General features: G+C 68.5%; 24 protein-coding genes. 12 read left to right on the forward strand and 12 right to left on the reverse strand.

Annotation, left to right across the window (positions count from 1 at the left end):
• Nucleotides 1-198: 198 nt before the first annotated feature.
• Nucleotides 199-2,724 (forward strand): ATP-dependent Clp protease ATP-binding subunit, encoded by a 2,526-nt coding sequence (locus tag N2M23_RS03605; protein ID WP_265443350.1) that lies wholly within the window; start codon nucleotides 199-201, stop codon nucleotides 2,722-2,724.
• A 174-nt stretch (nucleotides 2,725-2,898) separates the two neighbouring features.
• Here N2M23_RS03605 and N2M23_RS03610 read toward each other — a convergent pair whose 3' ends face one another.
• A complete protein-coding gene (locus N2M23_RS03610) occupies nucleotides 2,899-3,282 on the reverse strand; it encodes a VOC family protein (RefSeq protein ID WP_265443351.1) in 384 nt (127 codons plus the stop codon).
• A gap of 135 nt (nucleotides 3,283-3,417) precedes the next feature.
• Between N2M23_RS03610 and N2M23_RS03615 the strand changes: the two genes are divergently transcribed.
• A complete protein-coding gene (locus tag N2M23_RS03615) occupies nucleotides 3,418-3,909 on the forward strand; it encodes an amino-acid N-acetyltransferase (protein ID WP_265443887.1) in 492 nt (163 codons plus the stop codon).
• 25 nt (nucleotides 3,910-3,934) lie between these two features.
• Here N2M23_RS03615 and N2M23_RS03620 read toward each other — a convergent pair whose 3' ends face one another.
• From N2M23_RS03620 to N2M23_RS03640, 5 genes are all read right to left on the reverse strand, one after another.
• Nucleotides 3,935-4,384 (reverse strand): hypothetical protein, encoded by a 450-nt coding sequence (locus tag N2M23_RS03620; protein WP_265443353.1) that lies wholly within the window; start codon nucleotides 4,382-4,384, stop codon nucleotides 3,935-3,937.
• 195 nt (nucleotides 4,385-4,579) lie between these two features.
• Nucleotides 4,580-5,965, reverse strand: a complete 1,386-nt coding sequence (locus tag N2M23_RS03625; protein ID WP_265443355.1) for an MFS transporter — start codon at nucleotides 5,963-5,965, stop codon at nucleotides 4,580-4,582.
• Between the two features lie 221 nt (nucleotides 5,966-6,186).
• Nucleotides 6,187-7,152: an ABC transporter ATP-binding protein gene (locus tag N2M23_RS03630; RefSeq protein WP_265443356.1), complete on the reverse strand. Its 966-nt coding sequence runs from the start codon at nucleotides 7,150-7,152 to the stop codon at nucleotides 6,187-6,189.
• A gap of 1 nt (nucleotide 7,153) precedes the next feature.
• Nucleotides 7,154-7,996 carry an ABC transporter permease gene (locus N2M23_RS03635; protein WP_265443358.1) on the reverse strand — a complete coding sequence of 281 codons (843 nt, stop codon included), beginning with the start codon at nucleotides 7,994-7,996 and terminating at the stop codon, nucleotides 7,154-7,156.
• Nucleotides 7,993-8,802, reverse strand: a complete 810-nt coding sequence (locus N2M23_RS03640; protein WP_265443359.1) for an ABC transporter permease — start codon at nucleotides 8,800-8,802, stop codon at nucleotides 7,993-7,995. The genes N2M23_RS03635 and N2M23_RS03640 overlap by 4 nt, the downstream gene beginning before the upstream one ends.
• 76 nt (nucleotides 8,803-8,878) lie before the next feature.
• On the opposite strand from N2M23_RS03640, the gene N2M23_RS03645 reads away from it, so the two are divergent.
• Nucleotides 8,879-9,424, forward strand: a complete 546-nt coding sequence (locus tag N2M23_RS03645) for a gluconokinase (RefSeq protein WP_265443361.1) — start codon at nucleotides 8,879-8,881, stop codon at nucleotides 9,422-9,424.
• Nucleotides 9,425-9,426: 2 nt separating this feature from the next.
• On the opposite strand, the gene N2M23_RS03650 is transcribed toward N2M23_RS03645, so the two are convergent.
• Both N2M23_RS03650 and disA read right to left on the reverse strand, forming a co-directional pair.
• Entirely contained in the window at nucleotides 9,427-10,329 is a 903-nt protein-coding gene (locus N2M23_RS03650) for an HhH-GPD family protein (protein WP_265443363.1), read from the reverse strand.
• Nucleotides 10,330-10,351: 22 nt separating this feature from the next.
• A complete protein-coding gene (disA, locus tag N2M23_RS03655; RefSeq protein WP_265443364.1) occupies nucleotides 10,352-11,428 on the reverse strand; it encodes a DNA integrity scanning diadenylate cyclase DisA in 1,077 nt (358 codons plus the stop codon).
• Between the two features lie 78 nt (nucleotides 11,429-11,506).
• On the opposite strand from disA, the gene radA reads away from it, so the two are divergent.
• Nucleotides 11,507-12,892 (forward strand): DNA repair protein RadA, encoded by a 1,386-nt coding sequence (radA, locus tag N2M23_RS03660; RefSeq protein ID WP_265443365.1) that lies wholly within the window; start codon nucleotides 11,507-11,509, stop codon nucleotides 12,890-12,892.
• Nucleotides 12,893-12,900: 8 nt separating this feature from the next.
• Here radA and N2M23_RS03665 read toward each other — a convergent pair whose 3' ends face one another.
• Nucleotides 12,901-13,614: a class I SAM-dependent methyltransferase gene (locus N2M23_RS03665; protein ID WP_265443367.1), complete on the reverse strand. Its 714-nt coding sequence runs from the start codon at nucleotides 13,612-13,614 to the stop codon at nucleotides 12,901-12,903.
• Entirely contained in the window at nucleotides 13,611-14,441 is an 831-nt protein-coding gene (locus N2M23_RS03670) for a DUF3109 family protein (RefSeq protein ID WP_265443369.1), read from the reverse strand. Before N2M23_RS03670 ends, N2M23_RS03665 begins: the two co-directional genes overlap by 4 nt.
• A 63-nt stretch (nucleotides 14,442-14,504) precedes the next feature.
• Here N2M23_RS03670 and N2M23_RS03675 point away from each other — a divergent pair, with 63 nt between their 5' ends.
• Both N2M23_RS03675 and N2M23_RS03680 read left to right on the forward strand, forming a co-directional pair.
• Entirely contained in the window at nucleotides 14,505-15,431 is a 927-nt protein-coding gene (locus tag N2M23_RS03675; RefSeq protein WP_265443370.1) for a Ppx/GppA family phosphatase, read from the forward strand.
• A complete protein-coding gene (locus tag N2M23_RS03680; RefSeq protein WP_265443372.1) occupies nucleotides 15,431-16,240 on the forward strand; it encodes a sugar phosphate isomerase/epimerase family protein in 810 nt (269 codons plus the stop codon). Before N2M23_RS03675 ends, N2M23_RS03680 begins: the two co-directional genes overlap by 1 nt.
• A gap of 2 nt (nucleotides 16,241-16,242) precedes the next feature.
• On the opposite strand, the gene N2M23_RS03685 is transcribed toward N2M23_RS03680, so the two are convergent.
• Nucleotides 16,243-16,752: a carboxymuconolactone decarboxylase family protein gene (locus N2M23_RS03685; protein ID WP_265443375.1), complete on the reverse strand. Its 510-nt coding sequence runs from the start codon at nucleotides 16,750-16,752 to the stop codon at nucleotides 16,243-16,245.
• Between the two features lie 70 nt (nucleotides 16,753-16,822).
• On the opposite strand from N2M23_RS03685, the gene N2M23_RS03690 reads away from it, so the two are divergent.
• The 5 genes from N2M23_RS03690 (at nucleotide 16,823) to N2M23_RS03710 (ending at nucleotide 21,118) form a co-directional block, all read left to right on the forward strand.
• Nucleotides 16,823-17,305: a MarR family winged helix-turn-helix transcriptional regulator gene (locus N2M23_RS03690; protein WP_265443378.1), complete on the forward strand. Its 483-nt coding sequence runs from the start codon at nucleotides 16,823-16,825 to the stop codon at nucleotides 17,303-17,305.
• 152 nt (nucleotides 17,306-17,457) lie between these two features.
• Nucleotides 17,458-18,411: a proline dehydrogenase family protein gene (locus tag N2M23_RS03695; RefSeq protein WP_425270177.1), complete on the forward strand. Its 954-nt coding sequence runs from the start codon at nucleotides 17,458-17,460 to the stop codon at nucleotides 18,409-18,411.
• Nucleotides 18,412-18,416: 5 nt separating this feature from the next.
• The gene (gene proC / locus N2M23_RS03700) at nucleotides 18,417-19,259 is read left to right on the forward strand and encodes a pyrroline-5-carboxylate reductase (protein ID WP_265443380.1); all 843 of its coding nucleotides are present in this window, start codon (nucleotides 18,417-18,419) and stop codon (nucleotides 19,257-19,259) included.
• A gap of 69 nt (nucleotides 19,260-19,328) precedes the next feature.
• Nucleotides 19,329-19,868, forward strand: coding sequence for a GNAT family N-acetyltransferase (locus N2M23_RS03705; RefSeq protein ID WP_265443381.1), 540 nt, complete (start codon nucleotides 19,329-19,331; stop codon nucleotides 19,866-19,868).
• A gap of 116 nt (nucleotides 19,869-19,984) precedes the next feature.
• Complete coding sequence (locus N2M23_RS03710) at nucleotides 19,985-21,118, forward strand: acetoin utilization protein AcuC (protein WP_265443891.1); 1,134 nt, start codon at nucleotides 19,985-19,987, stop codon at nucleotides 21,116-21,118.
• Nucleotides 21,119-21,567: 449 nt separating this feature from the next.
• Here the strand turns inward: N2M23_RS03710 and N2M23_RS03715 are convergent, their stop codons facing one another.
• A complete protein-coding gene (locus N2M23_RS03715) occupies nucleotides 21,568-22,779 on the reverse strand; it encodes an MFS transporter (RefSeq protein ID WP_265443382.1) in 1,212 nt (403 codons plus the stop codon).
• 70 nt (nucleotides 22,780-22,849) lie between these two features.
• On the opposite strand from N2M23_RS03715, the gene N2M23_RS03720 reads away from it, so the two are divergent.
• The gene (locus tag N2M23_RS03720; protein ID WP_265443384.1) at nucleotides 22,850-23,209 is read left to right on the forward strand and encodes a MerR family transcriptional regulator; all 360 of its coding nucleotides are present in this window, start codon (nucleotides 22,850-22,852) and stop codon (nucleotides 23,207-23,209) included.
• Nucleotides 23,210-23,219 lie beyond the last annotated feature (10 nt).

Consider the following 23,219-nt stretch of genomic DNA (forward strand, 5'->3'; position numbering starts at 1 on the left):
TCTTAACGAGTAGGACAGCGACCAGTGGCGCGGTGTTCGCCATCCGCGAACACCGCTTCCGGCGACGTCCCGTGGTGGAACATGCTGGAGACCAGTGGCGTTGTGACCGACAAGTCCCGCCGTGCGCACGTGCCGTCATACACGTGCAGGTCGGCGCATTAGCATCAACGGTGGCGACAGCTACCTTCAGGAGTTGAGATGTTCGAACGGTTCACAGACCGCGCCCGGCGAGTTGTGGTGCTCGCTCAGGAAGAGGCGCGCATGCTCAACCACAACTACATCGGCACCGAGCACATCCTCCTGGGGTTGATCCACGAGGGCGAGGGTGTCGCCGCCAAGGCGCTGGAGAGCCTCGGCATCTCGCTGGACGCCGTGCGTGAGCAGGTGCAGGAGATCATCGGCCCCAGCCAGCAGACCCAGTCGGGTCACATTCCGTTCACCCCGCGCGCCAAGAAGGTGCTGGAGCTCTCGCTGCGCGAGGGACTGCAGCTCGGCCACAGCTACATCGGCACCGAGCACATCCTGCTCGGCCTGATCCGCGAGGGCGAGGGCGTCGCCGCCCAGGTGCTGGTCAAGATGGGTGCCGACCTGTCGCGCGTGCGGCAGCAGGTCATCCAGCTCGTCTCCGGCTACCAGGGCAAGGAGCCCCAGGGCGCCGGCGTCGGCCAGCCGGGCCAGGAGAGCGGCACCCCAGCCGGCTCGCTGGTGCTCGACCAGTTCGGCCGCAACCTGACTCAGGCCGCCCGCGAGGGCAAGCTCGACCCGGTCATCATGCGGGACCAGGAGATCGAGCGCGTGATGCAGGTGCTGTCCAGGCGCACCAAGAACAACCCGGTGCTGATCGGTGAGCCCGGCGTCGGCAAGACCGCGGTCGTCGAGGGCCTGGCCCAGGACATCGTGCGCGGTGAGGTGCCGGAGACGCTGAAGGACAAGCAGCTCTACACCCTCGACCTCGGCTCGCTGGTCGCGGGCAGCCGCTATCGCGGTGACTTCGAGGAGCGGCTGCGCAAGGTGCTCAAGGAGATTCGCACCCGCGGCGACATCATCCTGTTCATCGACGAGATCCACACCCTGGTGGGTGCCGGTGCCGCCGAGGGCGCGATCGACGCCGCGTCGATCCTCAAGCCGATGCTGGCGCGAGGCGAGCTGCAGACGATCGGTGCGACCACGCTCGACGAGTACCGCAAGCACATCGAGAAGGACGCCGCGCTCGAGCGCCGGTTCCAGCCGATCCAGGTGCAGGAGCCGACGATCCCGCACGCGATCGAGATCCTCAAGGGGCTGCGCGACCGCTACGAGGCGCACCACCGGGTGACGATCACCGACGCGGCGCTGGTCGGTGCGGTCAACATGGCCGACCGCTACATCAACGACCGGCACCTGCCGGACAAGGCGATCGACCTGATCGACGAGGCGGGCGCGCGACTGCGCATCCGCCGGATGACCGCTCCGCCGGACCTGCGCGAGTTCGACGAGAAGATCGCGCACGTCCGCCGCGAGAAGGAGTCGGCGATCGACGGGCAGGACTTCGAGAAGGCCGCGTCGCTGCGTGACGACGAGAAGAAGCTGATCAACGCCAAGGCGCAGCGGGAGAAGGAGTGGAAGGCCGGCGACATCGATGTCGTGGCCGAGGTCGATGAGGAGCTCATCGCCGAGGTGTTGGCCGCGTCCACCGGCATCCCGGTCTTCAAGTTGACCGAGGAGGAGTCCAGCCGCCTGCTGCGGATGGAGGACGAGCTGCACAAGCGCATCGTCGGCAACGACGACGCGATCAAGGCGCTGTCCCAGGCGATCCGGCGCACCCGCGCCGGGCTGAAGGACCCGCGCCGTCCGGGCGGTTCGTTCATCTTCGCCGGCCCCACCGGTGTCGGTAAGACCGAGCTGGCCAAGTCGCTCGCGGAGTTCCTCTTCGGCGACGACGACGCGCTGATCACCCTCGACATGTCGGAGTTCTCCGAGAAGCACACCGTGTCGCGGCTGTTCGGGTCGCCTCCCGGTTACGTCGGCTACGAAGAGGGCGGCCAGCTGACCGAGAAGGTGCGGCGCAAGCCGTTCTCGGTGGTGCTCTTCGACGAGGTCGAGAAGGCGCACCCGGACATCTTCAACTCGCTGTTGCAGATCCTGGAGGACGGTCGCCTGACCGACAGCCAGGGCCGGGTGGTCGACTTCAAGAACACCGTGATCATCATGACCACCAACCTCGGCACCCGGGACATCGCCAAGGGCGTCACGCTCGGCTTCGCGCCGGGCAACGACACGGCGACCGGCTACGAGAAGATGAAGGCCAAGGTCAACGACGAGCTCAAGCAGCACTTCCGGCCTGAGTTCCTCAACCGCGTCGACGACACCATCGTCTTCCCGCAGCTGTCCCAGGAGGAGATCATGCAGATCGTCGATCTGCGCATCGCTGACCTGGACAACCGGCTCAAGGACAAGGACATGGCGATCGAGCTCACGCCCGCGGCCAAGAAGCTGCTGGCCGAGCGCGGATACGACCCGGCCCTTGGTGCTCGTCCGCTGCGTCGCGCTATCCAGCGCGAGGTCGAGGACGCGCTCTCCGAGAAGATTCTCTACGGCGAGCTCGGTGCCGGCGAGATCGTGCTGGTCGACACCGAGGGCGAAGGCAAGGAAGCCACCTTCACCTTCACCGGCAGCCCCAAGCCGGAGGCGCCCGACGGCCTGACCGTCGAGACCGCCGGCGGCGTGGACCTCGGCAAGGAGTAGGTCCTTTCGGCATACGACGCAAAAGGGTGGCCGGGCTGATTTCAGCCCGGCCACCCTTTTTTGCGTACGCCCCCGACCAGCGTTTCTCGACCCTCGGCATACGAACACGCCGCGAGAGTCGCGATTGTCGGCGCGTCGGTATGCCGAGGGTCGACTTTTGCCGGTATGACGCGCCTACTCCGACTCCACGACCATCAGGGTGTGGCCGGACGGGTCGCGAAACCAGAACAGCGACGGCACCGGACCCTCACCGCGCATGATCTCCGCGTCGACATCGACCCCCTGCTTCTTCATCGCCTCGTAGGTGTGGTCAATATCCTTCGCGGTCAGCGTGATTCCGGTGCTCTGCGGCTGGAACTCGTGCCCCTCGGGCGGCGGCGCCAGCGCAACGCCGGTGTCTCCGCCGGGCAGGTAGACCTCGATCCAGCGGTAGCCGCCGCCGAACGGTTGGTCGACCCGCTTGTCGAAGCCGAGGCCCTCGTAGAACTCGACGGCCTTGTCCTGCTCAGGGGTGACGATGCAGACGAGGCTGAACTGCCCGATGCCGATGTCGCTCATGGTCGTGCCTTCCTGGTGCGAACGAAGTGAGACGTCAAGTAGACCGTGGCCGGCCCCGGAACTCATCGGTGCGGCGGTCCGGCGTCTGGAGTGCCTTGAGTACGCTGCCCGATTGTGAAGGACCCCGAGCTGACGATGCGCGCCGCCCGGGCCACCGACGTGCGCGGCATCCGCGAGCTCGTGGCGCCATACGTGGACGGGCGGGCGATCGTGCCCAAGCCGGTGGTCGCCTACTACGAGGGCGTGCAGGAGTTCCTCGTCGTCGAGCGTGCCGGCCGCATTGTCGGGTGCGGGGCCCTGCACGTGATGTGGGAGGACGTCGCCGAGGTGCGCACGCTCGCCGTCGACGCCGCCGAGAAGGGCCTCGGCATCGGCAGCGAACTGCTGGCCGCCCTGCTGCAGCGGGCCCGCGACCTATCGGTGCGGCGCGTCTTCTGCCTCACCTTCGAGGTGGGTTTCTTTGCGGCACACGGGTTTTCCGAGATTGACGGCGAACCCGTGACGCCCGACGTCTACGCCGAGATGCTGCAGTCGTATGACGAGGGTGTCGCCGAATTCCTCGACCTCGATCGGGTCAAGCCGAACACCCTCGGCAACCACCGCATGCTGCTGACCTTCCCCTCCTGACCGGCTGGGGCGCAGGCCGAGCCGATCAGCCGATCTGCACGGTGCTTTCGCGGGCCGAGCAGATCAGCGGATGGGTGGCGGCGGTCGCGGCGGCGCCGGAGATCGGCTCGCACAGCCACTCACCGACTCCACCGGGCTGGCGTTCGCGTTGCATGGCCTGCACCTGCGCGACGTTGGTCCGCACCACCTGCAGTGCTTCGTTGCATGTCAGCGAACCACTGATGACCATCACCGGCAGGCCGGCGCCGCTGCCGCAGACGTCCGGTGAATCCACCGGATGCTCCCGCTTCGCGCTCGCGCTCGGGGACACGGTCGAACTCGCGGTGGCCGGTGTCGAGACCGCGGTCCAGTTGGTCTTCGCATCGGCCCGGTCGCTGATCCCGCAGCCGCTGACCAGACCACCCGCGGCGACTACGAAGGTCCCGGCGACGGCAGCGCGGGCAAGTGGGCGGCGAGTAGCCGGCGTGGTGACCACAAGCTGACCGTAAAGGCCTAGACAGTTGGTTGGCTACTTTGTCACCTGCTCAAGGATTTCGCCGTGATTCTGCGGCCTGTTGCCTCCCGAACGGGTTACCGATGGGTATGTCGCAGCAGGCCGCAGAGTCCGGTCGCCGGAGTCGGGAGCGACCTCCTCCGCGATGCGACGAAGGTCACTTTGGCCGGACGACTGTCAGGCAGGCTGCGCAGTGCGCGGGCGACGACGCTGATAGGAGTGCGGGTCCTTCTCGTGCGAGGTCTCGGTCAGCGACTTGCCGTTGGTCTCCGGCGCCCACGCGTAGGACAGGATGCCGCCGAGGGCCGACACTCCGGCCAGCACCAGCAACACCCCCGAGGTGCCGATGACGTCCTGGAGCGGCTTCAAACCCCAGGTGCCGATGGCCGCCGCGATGCGGCTGATCGAGCTGGCCAGGCCGACGCCGGAGGCGCGCACCGAGCTGGGGAAGATTTCCTCCGGGTAGATGCCGGTGGTGATGCTCATGATCCCGTAGGAGAACAGGTAGCCGAAGTAGGCGATCACCCCGAAGACGATCGGCATGTGCATGTACATCGACGCCAGGAAGAGCGCGATCGCACAGCCGAACATCGGCCAGATGACGATCATCCGCCGCCCGACCCGGTCGACCAGCTTCCACGAGATGGTCGCGCCGACCAGCGCGATGATGGTGCCGAGCAGAGCGCCCAGCAGCGAGTCGCTGCCCATGCCGAGCGCCTTGAGGATGTCCGGACCGAAGAAGGTGAGCGCGAAATAGGGCATCACGATCGCACTCCACGACAGTGACGCGAAGAGCGTCCGGCGGATGTACTGCTTGGAGAACAGCACCGTCCAACGGGTCTCCTGCTCCGGCTCGTCGAGCAGGTCGCCCGGGTTCTGCAGGTCGAGCTCGTCGCGGTAGATCGCCACGGCCTCGTCGGTGCGGCCCTTGCTCACCAGCCAGCGCGGGGACTCCGGCAGCCCGTGCCGGATGATCAGGCTGATGATCGCCGGCACGATGCTCATCCCGAGAATGACCCGCCACCAGGTGGGTTCGTAGGTGTTGATCAGGTAGCCGATCAGGTAGGCGATGACGTAACCGACGTTCCACCCGATCTCCAGCAGCCCCAGGTAGTGGCCGCGGGTCTTGCGCTGGGCGAACTCGCCCAGCAGCGGTGACCCGATCGAATAATCCGCGCCCACGGCCAGACCCATGAGTATGCCGAGCACGAACACCTGCCACGGTGCGGTGACGAAGAACAGCAGCAGCGCGCAGAGGCTGAAAAGCATCAGGTCGAAGGTGAACATCGGCTTTCGGCCGATGCGGTCGGTGACGTAACCCAGCAGCAATCCACCGAAGAAGGTGCCGATCAGCACCGAGGCCGAAATCCAGCTCTCCCACATGCCGCTGACGCCGAGCTCGGACTTGGCCATGCCGGCCATCGCCGAGGCGAAGGTGGCGAAGACGAACCCGTCGATGAACATGCCGCCGCCGGTGGCGAGGGTGAGTCGTTGCAGGAAGTGGCGGGACTTCGGGGTCAGTGGTGCATCGTGGTCGGGTCGAGTGCCGACTGTCGTGGTCACGGTTCTCCTCGCCGTTGGCGAGGGGCCCTGAGCCCGCCCGGAGGTCCCCACGACGAGGCTCGTCGCGGGTCGCCGGGCGCTTCCCAGAGACCCTCGATTTCGTGGTGGATCTCGTCGTGCAGCAGTCAAGTTTAACTGATCGGCAAACTAAGCGACCGGTCAGTAGCCGGGCGCCCCTCCGGCTGGCCGGCTCGAAAACCCCGGGATTGCAACGTTCCGCGTCACCGGCGCGCGTGATAGATGCGGCGTACGACGTCCTCGATGTCAGGCTCTTCGATCGACAGGTCCCGCACCTCGGCGCGTTCGCTGACGGCGGCGAGCACTGCGGCAGCGGTGGTCCGCTCGGAGTCGAAGCCCAGCCGCTGGCGCGCGCCGTCGACCTCGCTGCCGAGGTGCGCCGTGTGTGGTATGCCGCCCAGGTCCGCGGTCGGGCCGGTCAGGTCGACCACCAGCGTGCGGCCCGCGCCGGCGGCCCGCGCGAGCCCGTCCAGGTCACCGTCGTGCACAACACGGCCGTGGTCGACCACGAGCACCCGGTCACAGAGGCGCTCGATGTCGCCCATGTCGTGCGTGGTCAGCAGCAGGGTGGTGCCGTGCGTCGCGCGTTCCTGGATCAGGAACTCCCGGAGGCGCTGCTTGGACAACACGTCCAGACCGATCGTCGGCTCGTCGAGGATGACCAGCTGCGGCTGGTGTAGCAGCGCGGCCGCGACCTCGGCCCGCATCCGCTGGCCGAGCGAGAGCTGCCGCACCGGGGTGGCGAGAAACTCCCCGAGCTCGAGACGGTCGACGAGTTCGTCGGTGCGGGCGCGGGAGCGGCTCGGCGGCAACCGGTGGATCGCGGAGAGGATCTCGAACGACTCGCGCACCGGCAGGTCCCACCACAACTGCGACCGTTGACCGAAGACGACGCCGACCCGCGCGGCGAGCTCACGACGCTGCTTCAGCGGGTCGAGGCCGCAGGTGCGCACCGTGCCGCTCGTCGGCACAAGGATGCCGACCAGCATCTTGATCGTGGTGGACTTGCCGGCGCCGTTCGCGCCGATGTAGCCCACGGAGTCGCCCGGTGCGATGGTGATGCTGAGGTCGTCCACCGCTCGCAGCGCGGACCGGGTCAGCAGTTTCGCGCCCTTGCCGCGGCGGGTGAATTCCCTTGTCAGACCGTGTGTTTCGACAACCGAGTCCATGTCAGCCGCCCCCTCCTTGGTAGTGCCGTACGCCGAAGCGCCACATCGTCAGGCCGAAGGCCGCCATCCACAGCGCCGCGAGTGGGGTGCACCACGCGAGCCAGGTCGGGAAGCCGGCGGGTCCCGGCAGGTCGAGCAGTCGCAAAGTGGGCACGTAAGCCACCAGTGCCACCGGGAAGACGAAACCGAAGAGCACCTTCAGTGGTGCCGACCAGACCGCCGCGGGCTGAGTCGAGGCGTAGCGCCCGCCATACACGAAGGCGTTGGTGAACTCCGCTCCGTTGACCATGAAGAACTGCACGCCGGCCGCCCACACGTAGAGCGAGGCGTAGGTGACCAGCCCGCAGACGATCGTCAGTGCGAGCAGCGCGACCTTGGCCGGCGACCAGTGAATCGGGTTGATGCTCAACGCGATCACGATGGATGCCAGGCCGATCGCGGCACGGGTGAGACGGCGCAACGAGATGTCGCTCGTCATCAATTGGAGCAGCAGCGGCTGCGGCCGCAGGTAGAAGACGTCGAGCGTGCCCTTGCGGATGTAGGTCGGGATGTTGTCGAGGTGCCCGACGAAGAGGTCGGCCAGTGAGAAGCACAGGTCGCCGATGCCGAAGACCAGCAGCACCTGCTCGAAGGTGAGCCCGCCGAGCAGCCCCACTTGGTGGAAGAGCAGCCACACCTCGGCCAGCTCGATCAGACCGACCAGCCCGGAGCTGATCAGGTCGATCACGAAGTTGCTGCGATAGCTGCGCTGTGCGCGCATGCGCGAGGAGAGCACCGCCCGGTATGCCGCAAGGTGCCCCGGTGCCTGATCGGGCTGGGTCGCATGGTGGCGGTCGCGGTTCATCCGCCCTGCACCTCCAGCTTGCGCCGGCCGGCGAGCGTCAGCAGCCGGCCCACCAGCAGCATCGCCGCGAGCCAGCCGAGCTGCACGAGAAACAAGCCGGCAGAGGCCCATCCGGTGACGCGTCCGGTCAGGATGTCGATCGGATACATCATCATCGACGGGAACGGCGTCGCCTCGGCGACGATCAGCAGCCAGGTCGGGAAGAGCGAGATCGGCACGAAGAGCCCGGCGAAGAAGCCGCTGAGCACCATGTAGAGGATCTGGAGGCCGCGGGTCTCGATCAGCCAGAAGCCGGCGATCGCGACGAGGTAGACCGTCGCGAACGAGATGGTGATGCCGGTGACCAGGCTCACCGCGCCGAGCAGGTAGGGCCCGGGAGTCGTGGGCATCGTCATACCGACCGTGAGTGCGCCGATGGCGACGCTCGGCAACCCCCGCGGGATCAGTGCGAACAGCGCGCGGCCGACCTCGGTGACGATCGTGGCCAGCTGGACGTCGAGTGGCCGGAGGAAGTCGACGGCGACGTCGCCGGTGCGGATCCGGTCGGCCAGGTCGATGCGGCCGGAGAGGTTGATCGACCCGAGCAGTCCCTGCGAGATCCAGATGTAGGCGCTCATCGAGCCGATGTCGTAGCCCTGCACGGTGCCGCCGCCCGCACGGACGGTGGCGAAGAGCATGGCGACCTTGAGGAAGCCGAAGGTCAGATTGGCGACGAGGCCGCCGAAGGCGGCTAAACGGTATGCCGATTGCTGCCGGAAGCCGGCTTTCAGGAGACGGATGTACGGGTGGATCGCAACCACGGGCACAATCGCGAGAACTTACCCGCTCGCAAGTCCGATGGCAACACCCGATCGATGATCGGCCTGGATTATGGTGGCCGGCATGACTGAAACCACGGCGAGTTCGCAGTTCGTGATCGTGATGGGCGTGTCCGGGTCCGGCAAGACAACGGTGGCCAAGGGCATCGCGCAGGTCATGGACTGGCTGTTCGCCGAGGGTGACGACTTCCACCCGCAGGCCAACGTCGACAAGATGGCCGCCGGCATCCCGCTGACCGACGAGGACCGCTGGCCCTGGCTGCGCGCGATCGGCACCTGGATCGACGAGCACGAGAGCGACGGCCGCAGCGCGGTTGTCACCTGCTCGGCGCTGAAGCGGGCCTACCGAGACCTGTTGCGCGAGGGCCGGCCGAATGTGCGCTTCTGCCACGTCGATGTGCCGGAGGACGTGCTCAAGGAGCGTCTCGCCGAGCGCACCGGTCACTACATGCCACCGTCGCTGCTGCCGTCGCAGCTGGCCACCTTGGAACCGCTGCAGCCGGACGAGCCCGGTGTGGTGGTCGAGGCGCGCGGCAACCCGGCGCAAGTTTTGCAGGAAGTGCTCGACGGGCTCGGGTTGCAGCCGGTCAAGCCGCTGCCCAAGGGCTGACCTCAGGCAGGCAGCCGAAAGCGTTCGCGCGCAAGGGGTTCGACCAGGCCGTCCTCGATGAGGGAGGCGAGGCACCGGTCGCGTTGCGCTGCGTCGTGCCACACCACGTCGAGCTTGCTGCGCGGCACGGGCCCGCTCGCGTCACGCAGCACGTGCAGCAGCTTGCCGCGCACCTGCCGGTCGGTGCCGGCCCACTTCTGCACCCGCTTGCGCGGACCGTCGTGCTCCGGCCGCCCCGCGAGCACCCAGGCGCAACGATCGAGCACCGGACAGCGTTCGCACTGCGGCGTTTTCGCCTTGCAGACCAGCGCACCGAGCTCCATCACCGCGACGTTCCAGGTCGCTGCCGCCGCATCGTCGGCGGGCAACAACTCCGCCGCGAGCCGGGTCTCGGCAGCACTCAGGCTCGGAGCTGGGTGCTCTGCACCGCTGATCAGCCGCGCCTCCACCCGGCGCACGTTGACGTCGACGACCGCCGACCTGATGCCGAACGCGAATGCCCCGACCGCCGCGGCCGTGTAACTGCCGATGCCCGGAAGTGCTTGCAGTTGCTCAAGATTCGCCGGTATGACGCCACTGTGCTCCTGGGTGATCGCAGTCGCCGCGGCGTGCAACCGCAGCGCCCTGCGCGGGTAACCCAACCGTCCCCACTCGCGCACTGCGTCGCCGGGCGCGGCCGCCGCGAGTGCTGCGGGCGTCGGCCACCGGCGCATCCAGTCGCGCCAGATCGGCTCGACGCGCACGACCGGGGTCTGCTGGAGCATCACCTCCGAGACCAGCACCGCCCAGGCGCGGTCGACGTGCGGCCACGGCCAGTCTTCCGGCGACCGGCGCCAGGGCAGGTCGCGGGCGTTTGCGCCATACCAATCGAGGATGGTGTCGTGCAGCGCGCCGTAGTCGCTCATCGGGTGCGAAAGGTGTCGAGGCTCAGACGTATCGCTCGAGGATGCTGCTCTCGGCCAGGCGGGAGAGGCCCTCGCGCACCGCCCGCGCACGGCTCTCGCCGACCCCGTCGACCGCCATCAGGTCGTCGAAGTCCGCGGCGAGCAGCTTCTGCAGGGTGCCGAAGTGGCCGACCAGCCGGTCGACGATCGTGGCAGGCAGCCGGGGCACCTTGGTGAGCAACCGGTAGCCGCGCGGGCTGACCGACATGTCGAGCGCGTCGCCGATGACGTTGAAGCCCGCGGCCCGTGCGCCGGCGGCGAGGTCGAGCAGGTCGGTCGCGCTCATCGCGCCGAGACGCTCGAGCGTCTCCTGGACCGTAAGGTCCGAGCGCGTGGCGTCGACGTAGTCGCGCACCACCAGCTCCCGGTCGTCGGTCAGGCCGCCGACGAGTTCGTCCAGTTGCAGGGAGATGAGCCGGCCGTCGGTGCCGAGTTCGACGACATACTCACTGATCTCCTCGCTGATCCGGCGCACCATCTCCAGGCGTTGCAACACGCTGGCGACGTCGCGCACGGTGACCAGGTCCTCGATCTCCAGCGCAGACAGCGTGCCGGTCACCTCGTCGAGACGCGACTTGTAGCGCTCCAAGGTCTGCAACGCCTGATTGGCGCGGGACATGATCGCGTTGGAGCCCTCGATCACGTGGCGCAGGTTGCCGACATACAACGCGCTGATGTGCATGGACTGACTCACCGAGACCACCGGGAAGCCGGTCTGTTTGGCGACTCGCTCGGCGGTGCGATGCCGGGTGCCGGACTCCCGCGTCTCGATGGACGGGTCGGGCACGAGCTGGGTCGCGGCGCGCAGGATGCGGGTGCCGTCGTTGTTGAGCACGATGGCCCCGTCCATCTTGGCCAGCTCCCGCACCCGCGTCGCGGAGAACTCGATGTCCATCGGGAAACCGCCGGTCGACATCTGCTCGACCACCGGGTCGTGACCGATCACGATCAGCGCTCCGGTCCGTCCGCGCAGGATGCGTTCGAGCGCATCGCGCAGATCGGTGCCCGGTGCCACGGAGGCCAGGGTCTCGCGCAGCAATTCCCAGTCGGAGCGATTCACGCAGGTCAGTGTATTGGCGGGTATGGCGCAGGCGGGCGCCTGCCCGGGGTGTCGGTGCGCCGAATTATCTTCTCCTCCATGGCTACCACCGCACGCAAGAAGGCACCGGCCCCGACCTACCGCTGCACCGAGTGCGGCTGGCAGGCCGTGAAGTGGGTCGGGCGATGTGGCGAGTGCCAGGCGTGGGGGACGGTCTCGGAGGTCGGCCAGACCCGGGTGCGCACCGCTGCGGCGGCGACCGTCGAGCGGCCGGCTCGACCGATCGGCGAGGTCGACGCGACGCGCGCGGAGGCGCAGGCGACCGGAGTCGGCGAGTTCGACCGGGTGCTCGGCGGAGGCTTGGTGCCCGGCGGTGTCGTGCTGGTCGCCGGCGAGCCAGGCATCGGCAAGTCGACGCTGTTGCTCGACGTCGCGGCGCGGGCCGCGCGCGCCGGCCGCCGCGTCCTCTACATCAGCGGTGAGGAGTCCGCGGCGCAGGTGCGGCTGCGGGGTGAGCGCATCGAGGCCCTCGCTCGCGATCTCTACCTGGCGAGCGAGACCGACCTGGCGACGGTGCTCGCCCAGATCGACCGGGTCGAGCCTGAGCTGCTCATCGTCGACTCGGTGCAGACGATCGCCTCTGCCGAGATCGACGGAGCACCGGGCAACGTCAGTCAGGTGCGCGAGGTCGCCGCCGCGATCCTGCAGGTCGCCAAGCGGCACGGCATCGGCACGCTGCTGGTCGGGCACGTCACCAAGGACGGCTCCATCGCCGGGCCGCGTGTCCTGGAGCACCTGGTCGACGTGGTGGTGCAGTTCGAGGGCGAGCGGCACTCCCGGCTGCGGCTGGTGCGTGCGGTGAAGAACCGCTACGGCCCGACCGACGAGGTGGGCTGTTTCGACCTGTCCGAGCTCGGCATCGTCGGGTTGCCCGACCCGAGCGGGCTGTTCCTGTCCCGCCTGGACGAGCCGGTGCCGGGCACCTGCGTGAGCGTGACGCTGGAGGGCCGCCGGCCGCTGGTGACGGAGGTGCAGGCGCTTCTGGTCCCGGGCAACGGCGGGTCGGCCCGGCGTACGACGAACGGAGTGGACAGCTCGCGCACCGCGATGATCCTGGCCGTGCTCGACCGGCGCGCCGGGGTCGCGCTGCGCAACGACGATTGTTATGTCTCCACGGTCGGCGGCGCGAAACTGTCCGAGCCGGCGGCGGACCTGGCGATCGCGCTGGCGCTCGCGTCGGCCAAGGAAGGCCGACCGCTGCCGGCGGGGCTGCTCGCGGTCGGCGAGGTCGGGCTCGCCGGTGACGTCCGCGGTGTCGGGGGAGTGCCGCGGCGCCTGGCCGAGGCAGCGCGCATCGGCTTCAAGCGCGCGATCGTCCCGGCCGGGTCGCTCGGCACCGAGAGTGCGCCGGCGGGCATGCGGGTGATCGAGGTGCGCGACGTGCACGCCGCGACGAGAGCAATCGCGTTGCCCGTGTCTTCGTAGGTCTTGTCTCAGTAGGTCTTCGACCGCACGAAGACCGCGTAATCGACTCCGGTGCCTTGGTGTTCGGCGAGGATGCGGTCTGCGTGATCGGGGGTGAACTCGATGCGCACCACCGACTCGAAGTCGGCGCGGGTGTCAAACTCCCACCGCATTGTCACCGGCGTGGAGGTGAAACCCTGCCGTTGCCAGAAGCGTTCGACACCCACCGGGTCGTATGCCGGCAGCTCCGCGCGGAACCACTCGCCGAACCTCGACCGCGACGCGTCGTTGTCGATCACGAACGCGACGCCGCCGGGCCGCATCACCCGCTGCAGCTCCGCCAGGCCCGGCTCGCACCCGCCGCCGAAGAAGTAGGACCACCGCGCGTGTGCGACGTCGACCGAATCATCTTCCACCGGAAGGGCTTGCGCGGCTCCGAGCCGCACGTCGACGAGATCCTCGGCCAGGCCGAGGCCGCGCACTCGTGACTGCGCGGCTCGGGTCAGCGGCTCGTAGGGTTCGACGCCGATCACCCGGCGGGCGGTCCGGGCGAAGTAGGGCAGGTGGTAGCCCGATCCGCAGCCGATGTCGAGCACGTCAGCTCCGGCCCAGTCGCGCACCCGGCGCATCGCCGCCCAGATCAGGCCGTCGGGGTCGACGCCACGGTTCTCGATCTCGTAGGTGTCCGGGTGTTCCCAGATGTTGGGTGAGGGGATCGGGTCGTAGGACGGCGGCGTTGTCATCGCGTCTTCTTCGCCGGCTTCTTCTTGCCTGCCGCGGCGTCCTCGGCGGCCAGCGTGGCCGGGTGCACGAAGAGCGGCAGCAGCTTGCGACCGCCGCGACCGGCCTCGCGCAGCGCCGTCGCCTGCAGCAGATGCGCCTCGCAGCGGATCGCCAATTCGTCATACGCCGCATCGCCCATCAGGTGCCGCAGCTCACCCTCATTGGACACGTAGACCGGCGAAGCACCCACGTGCGCCTCGGGATTGCCGGAGCAATACCAATCGAGGTCGTGCCCGCCCGGGCCCCAACCACGGCGGTCGTATTCGCCGATCGAAATCTCCAGGTAGGACGTCTCGTCGTTCAGCTCGACGGTGCGGAAGGTGCGACGGATCGGCAGCTGCCAGCAGACCTCCGGCTTGATCGTGTGCGGCGGCACACCGGTCAGCATCGCGTGCTGGTGCAGGGCGCAGCCGGTGCCGGCCGGGAATCCCGGGCGGTTGTGGAAGATGCAGGCGCCGTCGACCACCCGGGTCTTCCAGTCGCCGTCCTCCTTCTCCCGCCAGCCGGCCTTGCTGTGGCCCTCGTCGTAGTACTGCCACTCGTCCTCGCCGAGTTCGGCGACCACCTTTTTGATGTTCTTCAGGTCGTCCTTGTCGGCGAAGTGGGCGCCGAGGGTGCAGCAGCCGACGTCGGGTGCGTCGGCGTAGATGCCCTGGCAGCCGGCGCCGAAGATGCAGGTCCACGACGAGGTGAGCCAGGTCAGGTCGCACCGGAAGCGTTCGGCGGGGTCGTCGGGGTTGTCGAACTCGACCCAGGTGCGGGCAATCTCCAGCGGTGTCTCGGCCACCCGGCAATCGTAGGTGCGGCTGCGCCACCGTCGGCGGGTCACCCGTGCACTAGCGTTGGCGGCATGCGGCTCGGGGTGATCGACGTTGGCTCCAACACGGTGCACCTGCTCGTGGTCGACGCGCACCGTGGTGCGCACCCGCTGCCGGCCAGCTCGCACAAGCGCGAGCTTCGGCTGTCGGAGCACACCACCGCCGACGGCTCGGTCGCGCCCGAGGGCATCGAGCGGCTGGTCGGTTTCGTCAGCGAGTGCCTGACGATCGCCGAGGACCAGGGGATCGAGGACCTGCTCGCCTTTGCCACCAGTGCGATCCGCGAGGCACCCAACGGCGATGCGGTGCTGCAGCAGGTGCGTGACAGGACGGGTGTGGACCTGCAGGTGCTGAGCGGTCCCGAGGAGTCGCGACTGACCTTCCTCGCCGTGCGCCGCTGGTTCGGATGGTCCGCGGGCCGGTTGCTCGTGGTCGACATCGGCGGCGGTTCGCTCGAATTCGCCGCCGGCATCGACGAGGAGCCCGACGTGGCACTCAGCCTGCCGCTCGGCGCCGGCCGGTTGACGCGTGACCTGCCGGGCGACCCGCCCGAGCGAGGCGACCTGAAGGTGCTGCGCAAACAGATCCGGTCCGACATCGCCCGGGTCGCCCGGGACGTGACCAAGGTGGGCGCCCCGGATCGCTTCGTCGGCACCAGCAAGACCATCCGTTCGCTGGCACGGGTCACCGGAGCCGCGCCCAGCGGTGAGGGGCCGTATGTCGAGCGCTTCCTCGACCGAGAGGCCCTGCGTGATCTGGTGCCGCGCCTGGCGACCATGACCGCCGCCGAACGCGCAACGCTGCCAGGCGTTTCGGCCGGCCGATCGCGACAACTCCTCGCCGGCGCGATGGTCGTCCTGGCTGCGATGGACATCTTCGACGTCCCGCGCCTGGACCTGTGTCCGTGGGCGTTGCGCGAGGGAGTCATCCTGCGGCGGTTGGACTGGCTGGACTCGTGATGGATGCGGCCAAGGTCAAGGTGCCGGAGGGCAGGATCGCGCTCTCGACATCATCGGTCTATCCGCTCGGGGTGGTCGATGCCTTCGCGATGGCCGACCGGCTGGGTTACGACGGCATCGAGGTGATGGTCTGGACCGATCCGGTCAGCCAGGAGCCGGGTGCGTTGCGCAAGCTGGTCGACCACTACGGCATCCCGGTGGTTTCGATCCACGCCCCGACCTTGCTGCTGACCCAACGGATCTGGGGCACCGAGCCGTGGCCGAAGATCGACAACTCGATCAACCTGGCCGAGGAAGTCGGGGCCGAGACCGTCGTGGTGCACCCGCCCTTTCGGTGGCAGCGCGACTATGCCGCCGAATTCGTCGAGGGGGTCAAGCAGCGCGGCACCGAGACCGACGTACGGGTCGCGGTGGAGAACATGTTTCCCTGGCGCGCCCGGCAGCGCGAGATGCAGGCGTACCTGCCCGGCTGGGACCCGGTCGAGATCGATTACGACCACGTCACGCTCGACCTGTCGCACACCGCGACCGCCGGATCCGATGCGCTCGCAATGCAGGCGGCGCTCGGCGACCGGCTGTCACACATCCATCTCGCCGACGGGTCCGGGTCGTTCAAGGATGAGCACTTGGTGCCGGGCCGCGGCAGCCAGCCATGCGCCGAGGTGCTCGAGCGACTGGCCCGGGACGGATACGGCGGTGACATCGTGCTTGAGGTCGGCACTCGCAAGCTGACCCAGGAACAGCGCGAGCTGGACCTCGCCGAGGCGCTCGCCTTCGCCCGGTTGCACTTCGCCGCCGCGGCCGATTGACGTTACGCCCGGGTGAGCCGGTTGGCGAACGTCGAGATCGTGTAGGTGCCGATGATCAGCGCCACCTCGAGGGCGGCTTGCGCCGGATATCCGGCGTCCAGGAACGCGTCGCGCTCGTCGTCGGTGACGGCGCCGGTGCGGTCGATCATCGCGAGCGTGAAACTGCGCAGTGCTTCGATCCGGGGATCCCGACCGGGCCCGCCCAGCGCCTGACCGAGCCGTTCGTCGTCGCCACCCAACCGCCGAAATGTGTTGCTGTGCATGGTGATGCAGACGTCGCAGCCGTTGCGTGCCGCCACTGTCAGGATCACCACCTCACGGTCGTATGGCGGGAGCACCGACTCCTGCAGTCGCGCGTTGGCGGCCAGGAACGTCTGCAGCGTGACGGGTGAGTGCGCCATTCGCGCGACGGCCTCGGGCAGGCCGCCACCCGGCAGCGCGACTGCGCGCAAGGTCTCGGAGAGCGATGGGTCGGCCTCGGTGGGATCGAGCGGCCGGAACGGGTCGGTCATGTGTGGCACCTCCAGTGAGATAGACAACTCAGTTGACCATATGGACAACCAGGTTGTCTATAGTGTTCGCGTGACCGAATCCGGACGTGGACACGAACTACCGGTGCTGCTCGTCGCCGGTTACCGGATGATCATCGATGAGCTCCACCGACGCCTCGCCGAGCGCGGCTTCCCGGATGCGCGCCCCGCGGACGGTTATGCCTTGCAAGCGATTTCGGCCGGTGCTGGTTCAGCGGTCGAGCTCGCGGCCGCCCTCGCGGTCAGCAAGCAGGCCGCCGGCAAGACGCTCGAACAGCTCGGGCAGCGCGGCTACCTCAAGCGAGCCATCGACCCCGCGGACGGTCGGCGTCGCACGGTGACCCTCACAAGTCGCGGTCACGATCTGCTGGCCGCATCGGCCGAGGCGTTCGACGAGATCCACCGCGAGGTCGCCGACCGGATCGGGGATCGCGCGCTCGCCGGCGTCGAACGGGCGCTGCGCGGTTTGACCGGCGATCCGGTGATCCGGACCGACACCATCGGCTGGCTGGGCGGCGGTCCCCGGATTCACTGAGGGCCGGTCGGGCACGGGCGAAGAAGAGCGCGAACGCGAGGCGAATTTGCCTGGCCGATGTCGGGTGCGCGCGACGGGCTGCCTACGCTGCTCGGTAGCCCAGGTCACACTCCCGGCCTGGTGTGCACGATTCTCCCAGAAGGAGCCTCCCCGTGATCGACGCCAGCGCTGCACTGCGACAAGGACTGCTCGGCCTCAGCCGTAGCAAGGCGGTGCGCCAGGTGATCGAGAAAGCGCCGGTGAGCCGGGACGTCGTGCGTCGCTTCGTTGCCGGGGACGGCACCGCCGACTGCGTGCAAGCGGTCGCCGATCTGGTCGGCGATGGGCGCCTGGCAACCATCGACTTCCTCGGCGAGGACACCCTCGACGTGGCGCAGGCCAGCCGCACCCGCGACGCCTACCTGACCCTGCTGCAGGAGCTGCAGGCTCGCGAGCTGACTGCTTCGGGCGCCGCCGAGGTCAGCGTCAAGCTGAGCGCGGTCGGCCAGGCCCTGCCGCAGGACGGCGAGAAGATCGCGCTCGACAACGCACGCCAGATCTGCGAAGCCGCGGCCACGGCCGGCACCACGGTCACCATCGACATGGAGGACCACACCACCACCGACTCGACCCTGGGCATCGTGCGCGACCTGCGCGCCGACTTCCCGTGGGTCGGCGCGGTGCTGCAGGCCTACCTGCACCGCACCGAGGCGGACTGTCGCGACCTGGCGACCGAGGGCAGCCGCATCCGGCTGTGCAAGGGCGCCTACAAGGAGCCGGAGTCGGTGGCCTTCCAGGAAAGCCACGACGTCGACGCGTCCTACGTGCGCTGTCTGAAGGTGCTGCTGGAGGGTGACGGCTACCCGATGATCGCCAGTCACGACCCACGGCTGATCGAGATTGCCCGGTCGCTCGCCGACAAGCAGCTGCGCGCGCCCGAATCCTTCGAGTACCAAATGCTTTTCGGCATCCGACCCGACGAACAACGCCGCATTGCCGCCGCCGGCAACCAGATGCGCGTCTACGTGCCCTACGGCGACGAGTGGTACGGCTACCTCATGCGTCGTATGGCGGAGCGTCCCGCGAACACCATGTTCTTCCTCCGAGCACTCGCCACGAAGGGGTAACACCAATGGCCGAAACCACCGAACGCCAAGGCGAATTCGCCGATCGTCGGGTCGCCGTGATCGGCGCCGGCGTCATGGGCGAGGCGCTGCTGTCGGGCCTGCTGCGCTCCGGACGCTCCGCCTCTCAGATCGTCGTCGCCGACCGCAGTCCCGAGCGACTGATGACGATCGCCGAAAAGTATTCGGTGGCAGTCGGATCCGGACCTGAAGCCGCTGCCGACGCAACCACGGTCGTCATCGCGGTGAAGCCGCAGGACATGGCCGGCCTGTTGCGCGAGATCGGTCAGCATCTCAAGCCGGGCGCGCTGGTTGTCTCCATCGCCGCGGGCATCACCACCGCGTTCCTGGAGGAGCACCTACCCGAGGGCACCCCGGTCGCGCGGGTGATGCCGAACACCCCGGCGCTCGTCGACGAGGGCATGACCGCGGTCAGTGCCGGCGTGCACTGCGAGACCCACCATCTGTGGGAGGCGCAGGACCTCATGCGCGGCTGCGGCAAGGTGGTCTCCCTCTCGGAGGATCAACTCGATGCGGTGACCGCGATCAGCGGCAGCGGTCCGGCATACATCTTTTACGTGGTGGAGGCGATGATCGAGGCCGGTGTGCTGCTCGGACTGCCGCGCGGCACCTCCACCGAACTCGTCGTGCAGACGCTGTATGGCGCAGCGACCATGCTCAAGGAGACCGGCGAGCACCCGACGGTGCTGCGCGAGCAGGTCTCCAGTCCCGGCGGCACGACGATGGCCGCCCTGCGCGAACTCGACGACCACAAGGTGCGCGCGGCGTTCCTGACCGCGATGGAGGCCGCCGCCAAGCGCTCGCACGACCTGGCCTCCGGGCACGTCTGACGAGTGTCAGGTGTGCAGTTGGGCACACCTGGTGACCATCGCCGGTCGATGCGTGCGAGAGTTGTGCCCATGACTGACATCTCGGTGCGGGCCCTCGGGGAAGAGGAATGGCAGGTCTACCGCGACGTTCGACTCGCAGCACTTCGTGAGGCACCCGACGCTTTTGCCGCGTCCGCCTCGCAGGAGGAGAAGTTCGACGAGGACTTCTGGCGCAAGCGCATGGGCCGGTCCCGGCGCCTGGTCGCCGAAGCCGACGACCAGGTGGTGGGCGTCGTCTCGGTCGGGCGACGGCCCAGCGACGACGAGCGCATCAGTGAGCTCTTCGGCCTCTGGGTGACCCCTGACCTGCGCGGCAAGGGCGTGGCCTGGAAGCTGGTCGACGCCGGCGTCAAGCAGGCGCGGGACGACAAGTACGACTTCGTTCTCTACTGGGTCGGCACCGACAACGGCCGTGCGGTCGCGTTTGCCAGCAGCTTCGGCTTCCGACCCACCGACGGCCGCCGTCCGATGACGTCGACGCCGCCCGAGGGTGAGGAGCCCGAGGACGAGATGGCCATGATCTACCCGCTCGGGGACGACCCGGGCGCCGTGCCCAGCGCGGTCCTCTGAAGCCCGTTCGGCGTCGGGAGCTGGCAGTGAATTCGCCTGCGGGTGCTGCAGATCCGCGGGTGCAGGTCGTCTGGGACGAGAGCCTGACGGCATACAACTTCGGGCCCGAGCACCCGATGAACCCGATCCGGCTCGACCTGACGGCCCGGTTGTGCCGTGACCTCGGCGTCTTCGACGCACCCGGCGTGCAGGTCGTGCCACCATCCCTGCCCGGCGGCACCGACGAATTCCTGACCTGGGTGCACGCGCCCGACTACGTCGAGGCCGTGCGCCAGGCGTCCGAGGACCCGGCCATGGCAGAGCCGTCCTACGGGCTCGGCACCGAGGATGACCCGGCATTCGCCGGCATGCACCAGGTGTCCTCGCTCATCGCCGGTTCGACGGTGCAGCTTGCCGAGGCCGTATGGCGGGGCGACCTCGATCACGGCGTCAACTTCGGCGGCGGGCTGCACCACGCAATGCGTGGCAACGCATCCGGCTTCTGCATCTACAACGACGCGGCTCTCGGCATCCAGCGGTTGCTGGATGCCGGTGCCGAGCGGGTCGCCTACGTCGACATCGACGTCCACCACGGCGACGGCGTCGAGCGGATCTTCTGGAACGACCCGCGGGTGCTGACGATCTCGATCCACGAGACCGGCCGGGTGCTCTTCCCCGGCACGGGTTTTCCGGGCGACATCGGCGGCCCGGACGCGCTCGGCAGCGCGGTCAACATCGCCCTGCCGCCAGGCACCCGCGACGGCCCCTGGCTGCGCGCACTGCACGCGGTCGTGCCGCAGCTGATCCGGGCATTCGACCCGCAGGTGCTGGTCACTCAGCAGGGTTGCGACTCGCACTACTCGGACCCGCTCGCGCACATGGCACTGTCGGTAGACGCGCAGCGCACGGCATACCAAACCCTGCACGAACTCTCGCACCAGATGACCGACGGCAAATGGGTCGCGCTCGGCGGTGGCGGTTACGAACTCATCGACGTCGTGCCGCGCGCCTGGACGCATCTGACCTCGATCGCCGCGCACCGGCCGATCCCGCTCGACCGGGCAGTCCCGCAAGGCTGGCGCGACCACGTGCAGCGCACTTTCGGCCGCCCCGGCCCGGCCCGCATGGGCGATGGGCAGGCCGACAACGACCAGGTGTGGTTCCGCTCCTGGGCGAGCGGCGCAGACCCCGAAAACTCCGTCGACCGCGCAGTTATCGCCACTCGCGAGGCGGTCTTCCCCTACTACGGCCTCGACGTCTGGTTCGACTGAGTCCTTCAGCCCTGGTCGTCGTCTCCGCGCCGGCCCGCTTGTCGTTCGGTCGGGTTGGCGTGGGCGCTCGCCGACAGGGGCGTGCACAACTCGAAACGGTTGCGGGTTGTGCGCGCGAGCTGGCGGTAGGGCGTGCATAACTCGAAACGGTTGCGTCTTGTGCGCGCGAGCTGGCGGTATGGCGTGCATAACTCGAAACGGTTGCGGCTTGTGCACGCGAGTCAACTCGGCAGGCGTGCATAAGTCGAAACGGTTGCGGGTTGTGCGCGCGAGCTGGCGGTGTGGCGTGCATAAGTCGAAACGGTTGCGTCTTGTGCACGGGAGCTGGCGGTGTGGCGTGCATAACTCGAAACGGTTGCGGGTTGTGCGCGCGAGCTGGCGGTGTGGCGTGCATAACTCGAAACGGTTGCGGGTTGTGCACGGCCAAGCGGGCTGGGTCGTATCGCCGGTCAGCCGTCACTGGCGCGGGCGACGCCGGCGAACACGACGATCGTGAGCGCGCCGGCGGCGGCCAGCAGGCTCGGCCACGGCACTCCGGTCCAGCCGGCCCGATCGAGCACGACGCCGCCGACCACGCCACCGAGCGCCAGCGCACCGTTCCAGATGGTGACCAGCACTGCCTGCGCGGCATCGGCGGCGGCCCCGGCCGCGTGAGCGGTCGCAGTCTGCAGCAGTGGTGCCGCCATACCGAACGCGGCGCCCCATGCGATTGCCGACGGCCAGATCAACCAGGTGAGGCCGCCGTCGCGCGCTGCAACCACCAGGAGCACGAAAACGACTGCGAGAGCGAGACTTCCGCAGATGGTGAGGACGCGGGGGTGGCGGTCGCCGAAGCTTCCGGCGAGTAGAGCGCCGGCGAGCGAGGCGACGCCGAACGCGCCGAGCACCGCGCCCAGTTGCGCGCCGCGTCCGAGTCCGTCCGCGAGCGGGGACACGTAGTTGTAGGACAGTGTGTGCGCGAAGGCGAACAGTCCGCACGCGGCGATCGCGAAGACCACTGCCGGCATACCCAAGGCTGCGCGTACTGACGATCCGGTCGACGCCGGCGCCGGCCGGACCGGTGGCAGCACGCGGAGCGCGACGATGCAGACGAGCCCGCCGATTGCCGCCAGCGCGGCAAAGGCGACGCGCCATGACGTGGCGTTGCCGACCAGAGTGCCGAGTGGCACCCCAATGGTGAACGCGAGCGTCGCGCCCATCGCGGTCGCGGCGATGGCGCGACCGGCCAGATGGGGCGGCGCGATCACCCTGGCGTAGCTCGGGATTGCTGCCCAGCTCAAACCGGTGGCGAGGCCGGCAAGGAAGCGCAGCCCGAGCAAGGCGCCAAGCGTCGGAGCGAGCGCGGACGCGGCCATCACCACCGCGAAGGTCGCCGCGATGAGGTGTGCGACCCGGCGCCGGGGCCAGTTGCGGGTGACCCGGGTCAGCGGTACGGCGCCGACGACGCAACCGATTGCGAACACCGTCACCGTCTGCCCGGCCCAGGACTGGCTCACCGCGTAGGAGTCGGCGATGTGACCGAGTAGTCCGGCGGGCAGGGTCTCGGCAAGGAGGGTGATGAAACTAATCAGGCTGAGCACGACAAGCGCGGGCCATGGCATCGTGCCCGGGGCCACCCCGGACGGTCGACGGAGTTGTTGTTCGCCGGCTTTGATGGTCATACCGTGATCCTGGAGGCTTGACGGTAGTGTCAAGGTCGAGACCGCGGCGGTAATTGGTGAGGGAAGTCACATGCGCATCGGGCAACTGGCGGAACGTACCGGTGCGTCGCCCCGGCAACTGCGCTACTACGAGCAACAGGGACTGATCAGTCCGCTCCGGCAGGTCAACGGCTACCGCGACTTCGACGAGGCGGTGGTCGAACGCGTGCATTCGATCATGCAGCTGCTCGAGGCGGGAGTGCCGACCCGGCTGATCAAGGTGCTCTTGCCGTGTATGCGCGACGGGCAGCGTCGGCCGGACTTCCTCACCGGCGACATGTTGCGCGAGCTGGAGCAGTTGCACGGTCGGCTGAGCGCGCGCGTTGACTGCCTGGCGGAGCATCGCGACGCGGTCCGGCGGTTCCTCGACGAGACGGAGACCTGGGGCTGAACGCGTTCCG

The organism is Flexivirga meconopsidis (genome assembly GCF_026162425.1).
GTDB lineage: Bacteria > Actinomycetota > Actinomycetes > Actinomycetales > Dermatophilaceae > Flexivirga > Flexivirga meconopsidis.

Excerpts from the sequence above, each read along its gene's own strand:
- proC (WP_265443380.1), top strand. The coding sequence starts at position 18,417 with ATGGCCGAAACCACCGAACGCCAAGGCGAATTCGCCGATCGTCGGGTC.
- N2M23_RS03635 (WP_265443358.1), bottom strand. The coding sequence starts at position 7,996 with ATGAACCGCGACCGCCACCATGCGACCCAGCCCGATCAGGCACCGGGG.
- radA (WP_265443365.1), top strand. The coding sequence starts at position 11,507 with ATGGCTACCACCGCACGCAAGAAGGCACCGGCCCCGACCTACCGCTGC.
- N2M23_RS03610 (WP_265443351.1), bottom strand. The coding sequence starts at position 3,282 with ATGAGCGACATCGGCATCGGGCAGTTCAGCCTCGTCTGCATCGTCACC.
- N2M23_RS03715 (WP_265443382.1), bottom strand. The coding sequence starts at position 22,779 with ATGACCATCAAAGCCGGCGAACAACAACTCCGTCGACCGTCCGGGGTG.
- N2M23_RS03705 (WP_265443381.1), top strand. The coding sequence starts at position 19,329 with ATGACTGACATCTCGGTGCGGGCCCTCGGGGAAGAGGAATGGCAGGTC.
- N2M23_RS03710 (WP_265443891.1), top strand. The coding sequence starts at position 19,985 with ATGAACCCGATCCGGCTCGACCTGACGGCCCGGTTGTGCCGTGACCTC.
- N2M23_RS03615 (WP_265443887.1), top strand. The coding sequence starts at position 3,418 with ATGCGCGCCGCCCGGGCCACCGACGTGCGCGGCATCCGCGAGCTCGTG.
- N2M23_RS03685 (WP_265443375.1), bottom strand. The coding sequence starts at position 16,752 with ATGACCGACCCGTTCCGGCCGCTCGATCCCACCGAGGCCGACCCATCG.
- N2M23_RS03675 (WP_265443370.1), top strand. The coding sequence starts at position 14,505 with ATGCGGCTCGGGGTGATCGACGTTGGCTCCAACACGGTGCACCTGCTC.
- N2M23_RS03645 (WP_265443361.1), top strand. The coding sequence starts at position 8,879 with ATGACTGAAACCACGGCGAGTTCGCAGTTCGTGATCGTGATGGGCGTG.
- N2M23_RS03605 (WP_265443350.1), top strand. The coding sequence starts at position 199 with ATGTTCGAACGGTTCACAGACCGCGCCCGGCGAGTTGTGGTGCTCGCT.
- N2M23_RS03680 (WP_265443372.1), top strand. The coding sequence starts at position 15,431 with ATGGATGCGGCCAAGGTCAAGGTGCCGGAGGGCAGGATCGCGCTCTCG.
- N2M23_RS03650 (WP_265443363.1), bottom strand. The coding sequence starts at position 10,329 with ATGAGCGACTACGGCGCGCTGCACGACACCATCCTCGATTGGTATGGC.
- N2M23_RS03630 (WP_265443356.1), bottom strand. The coding sequence starts at position 7,152 with ATGGACTCGGTTGTCGAAACACACGGTCTGACAAGGGAATTCACCCGC.
- N2M23_RS03665 (WP_265443367.1), bottom strand. The coding sequence starts at position 13,614 with ATGACAACGCCGCCGTCCTACGACCCGATCCCCTCACCCAACATCTGG.
- N2M23_RS03720 (WP_265443384.1), top strand. The coding sequence starts at position 22,850 with ATGCGCATCGGGCAACTGGCGGAACGTACCGGTGCGTCGCCCCGGCAA.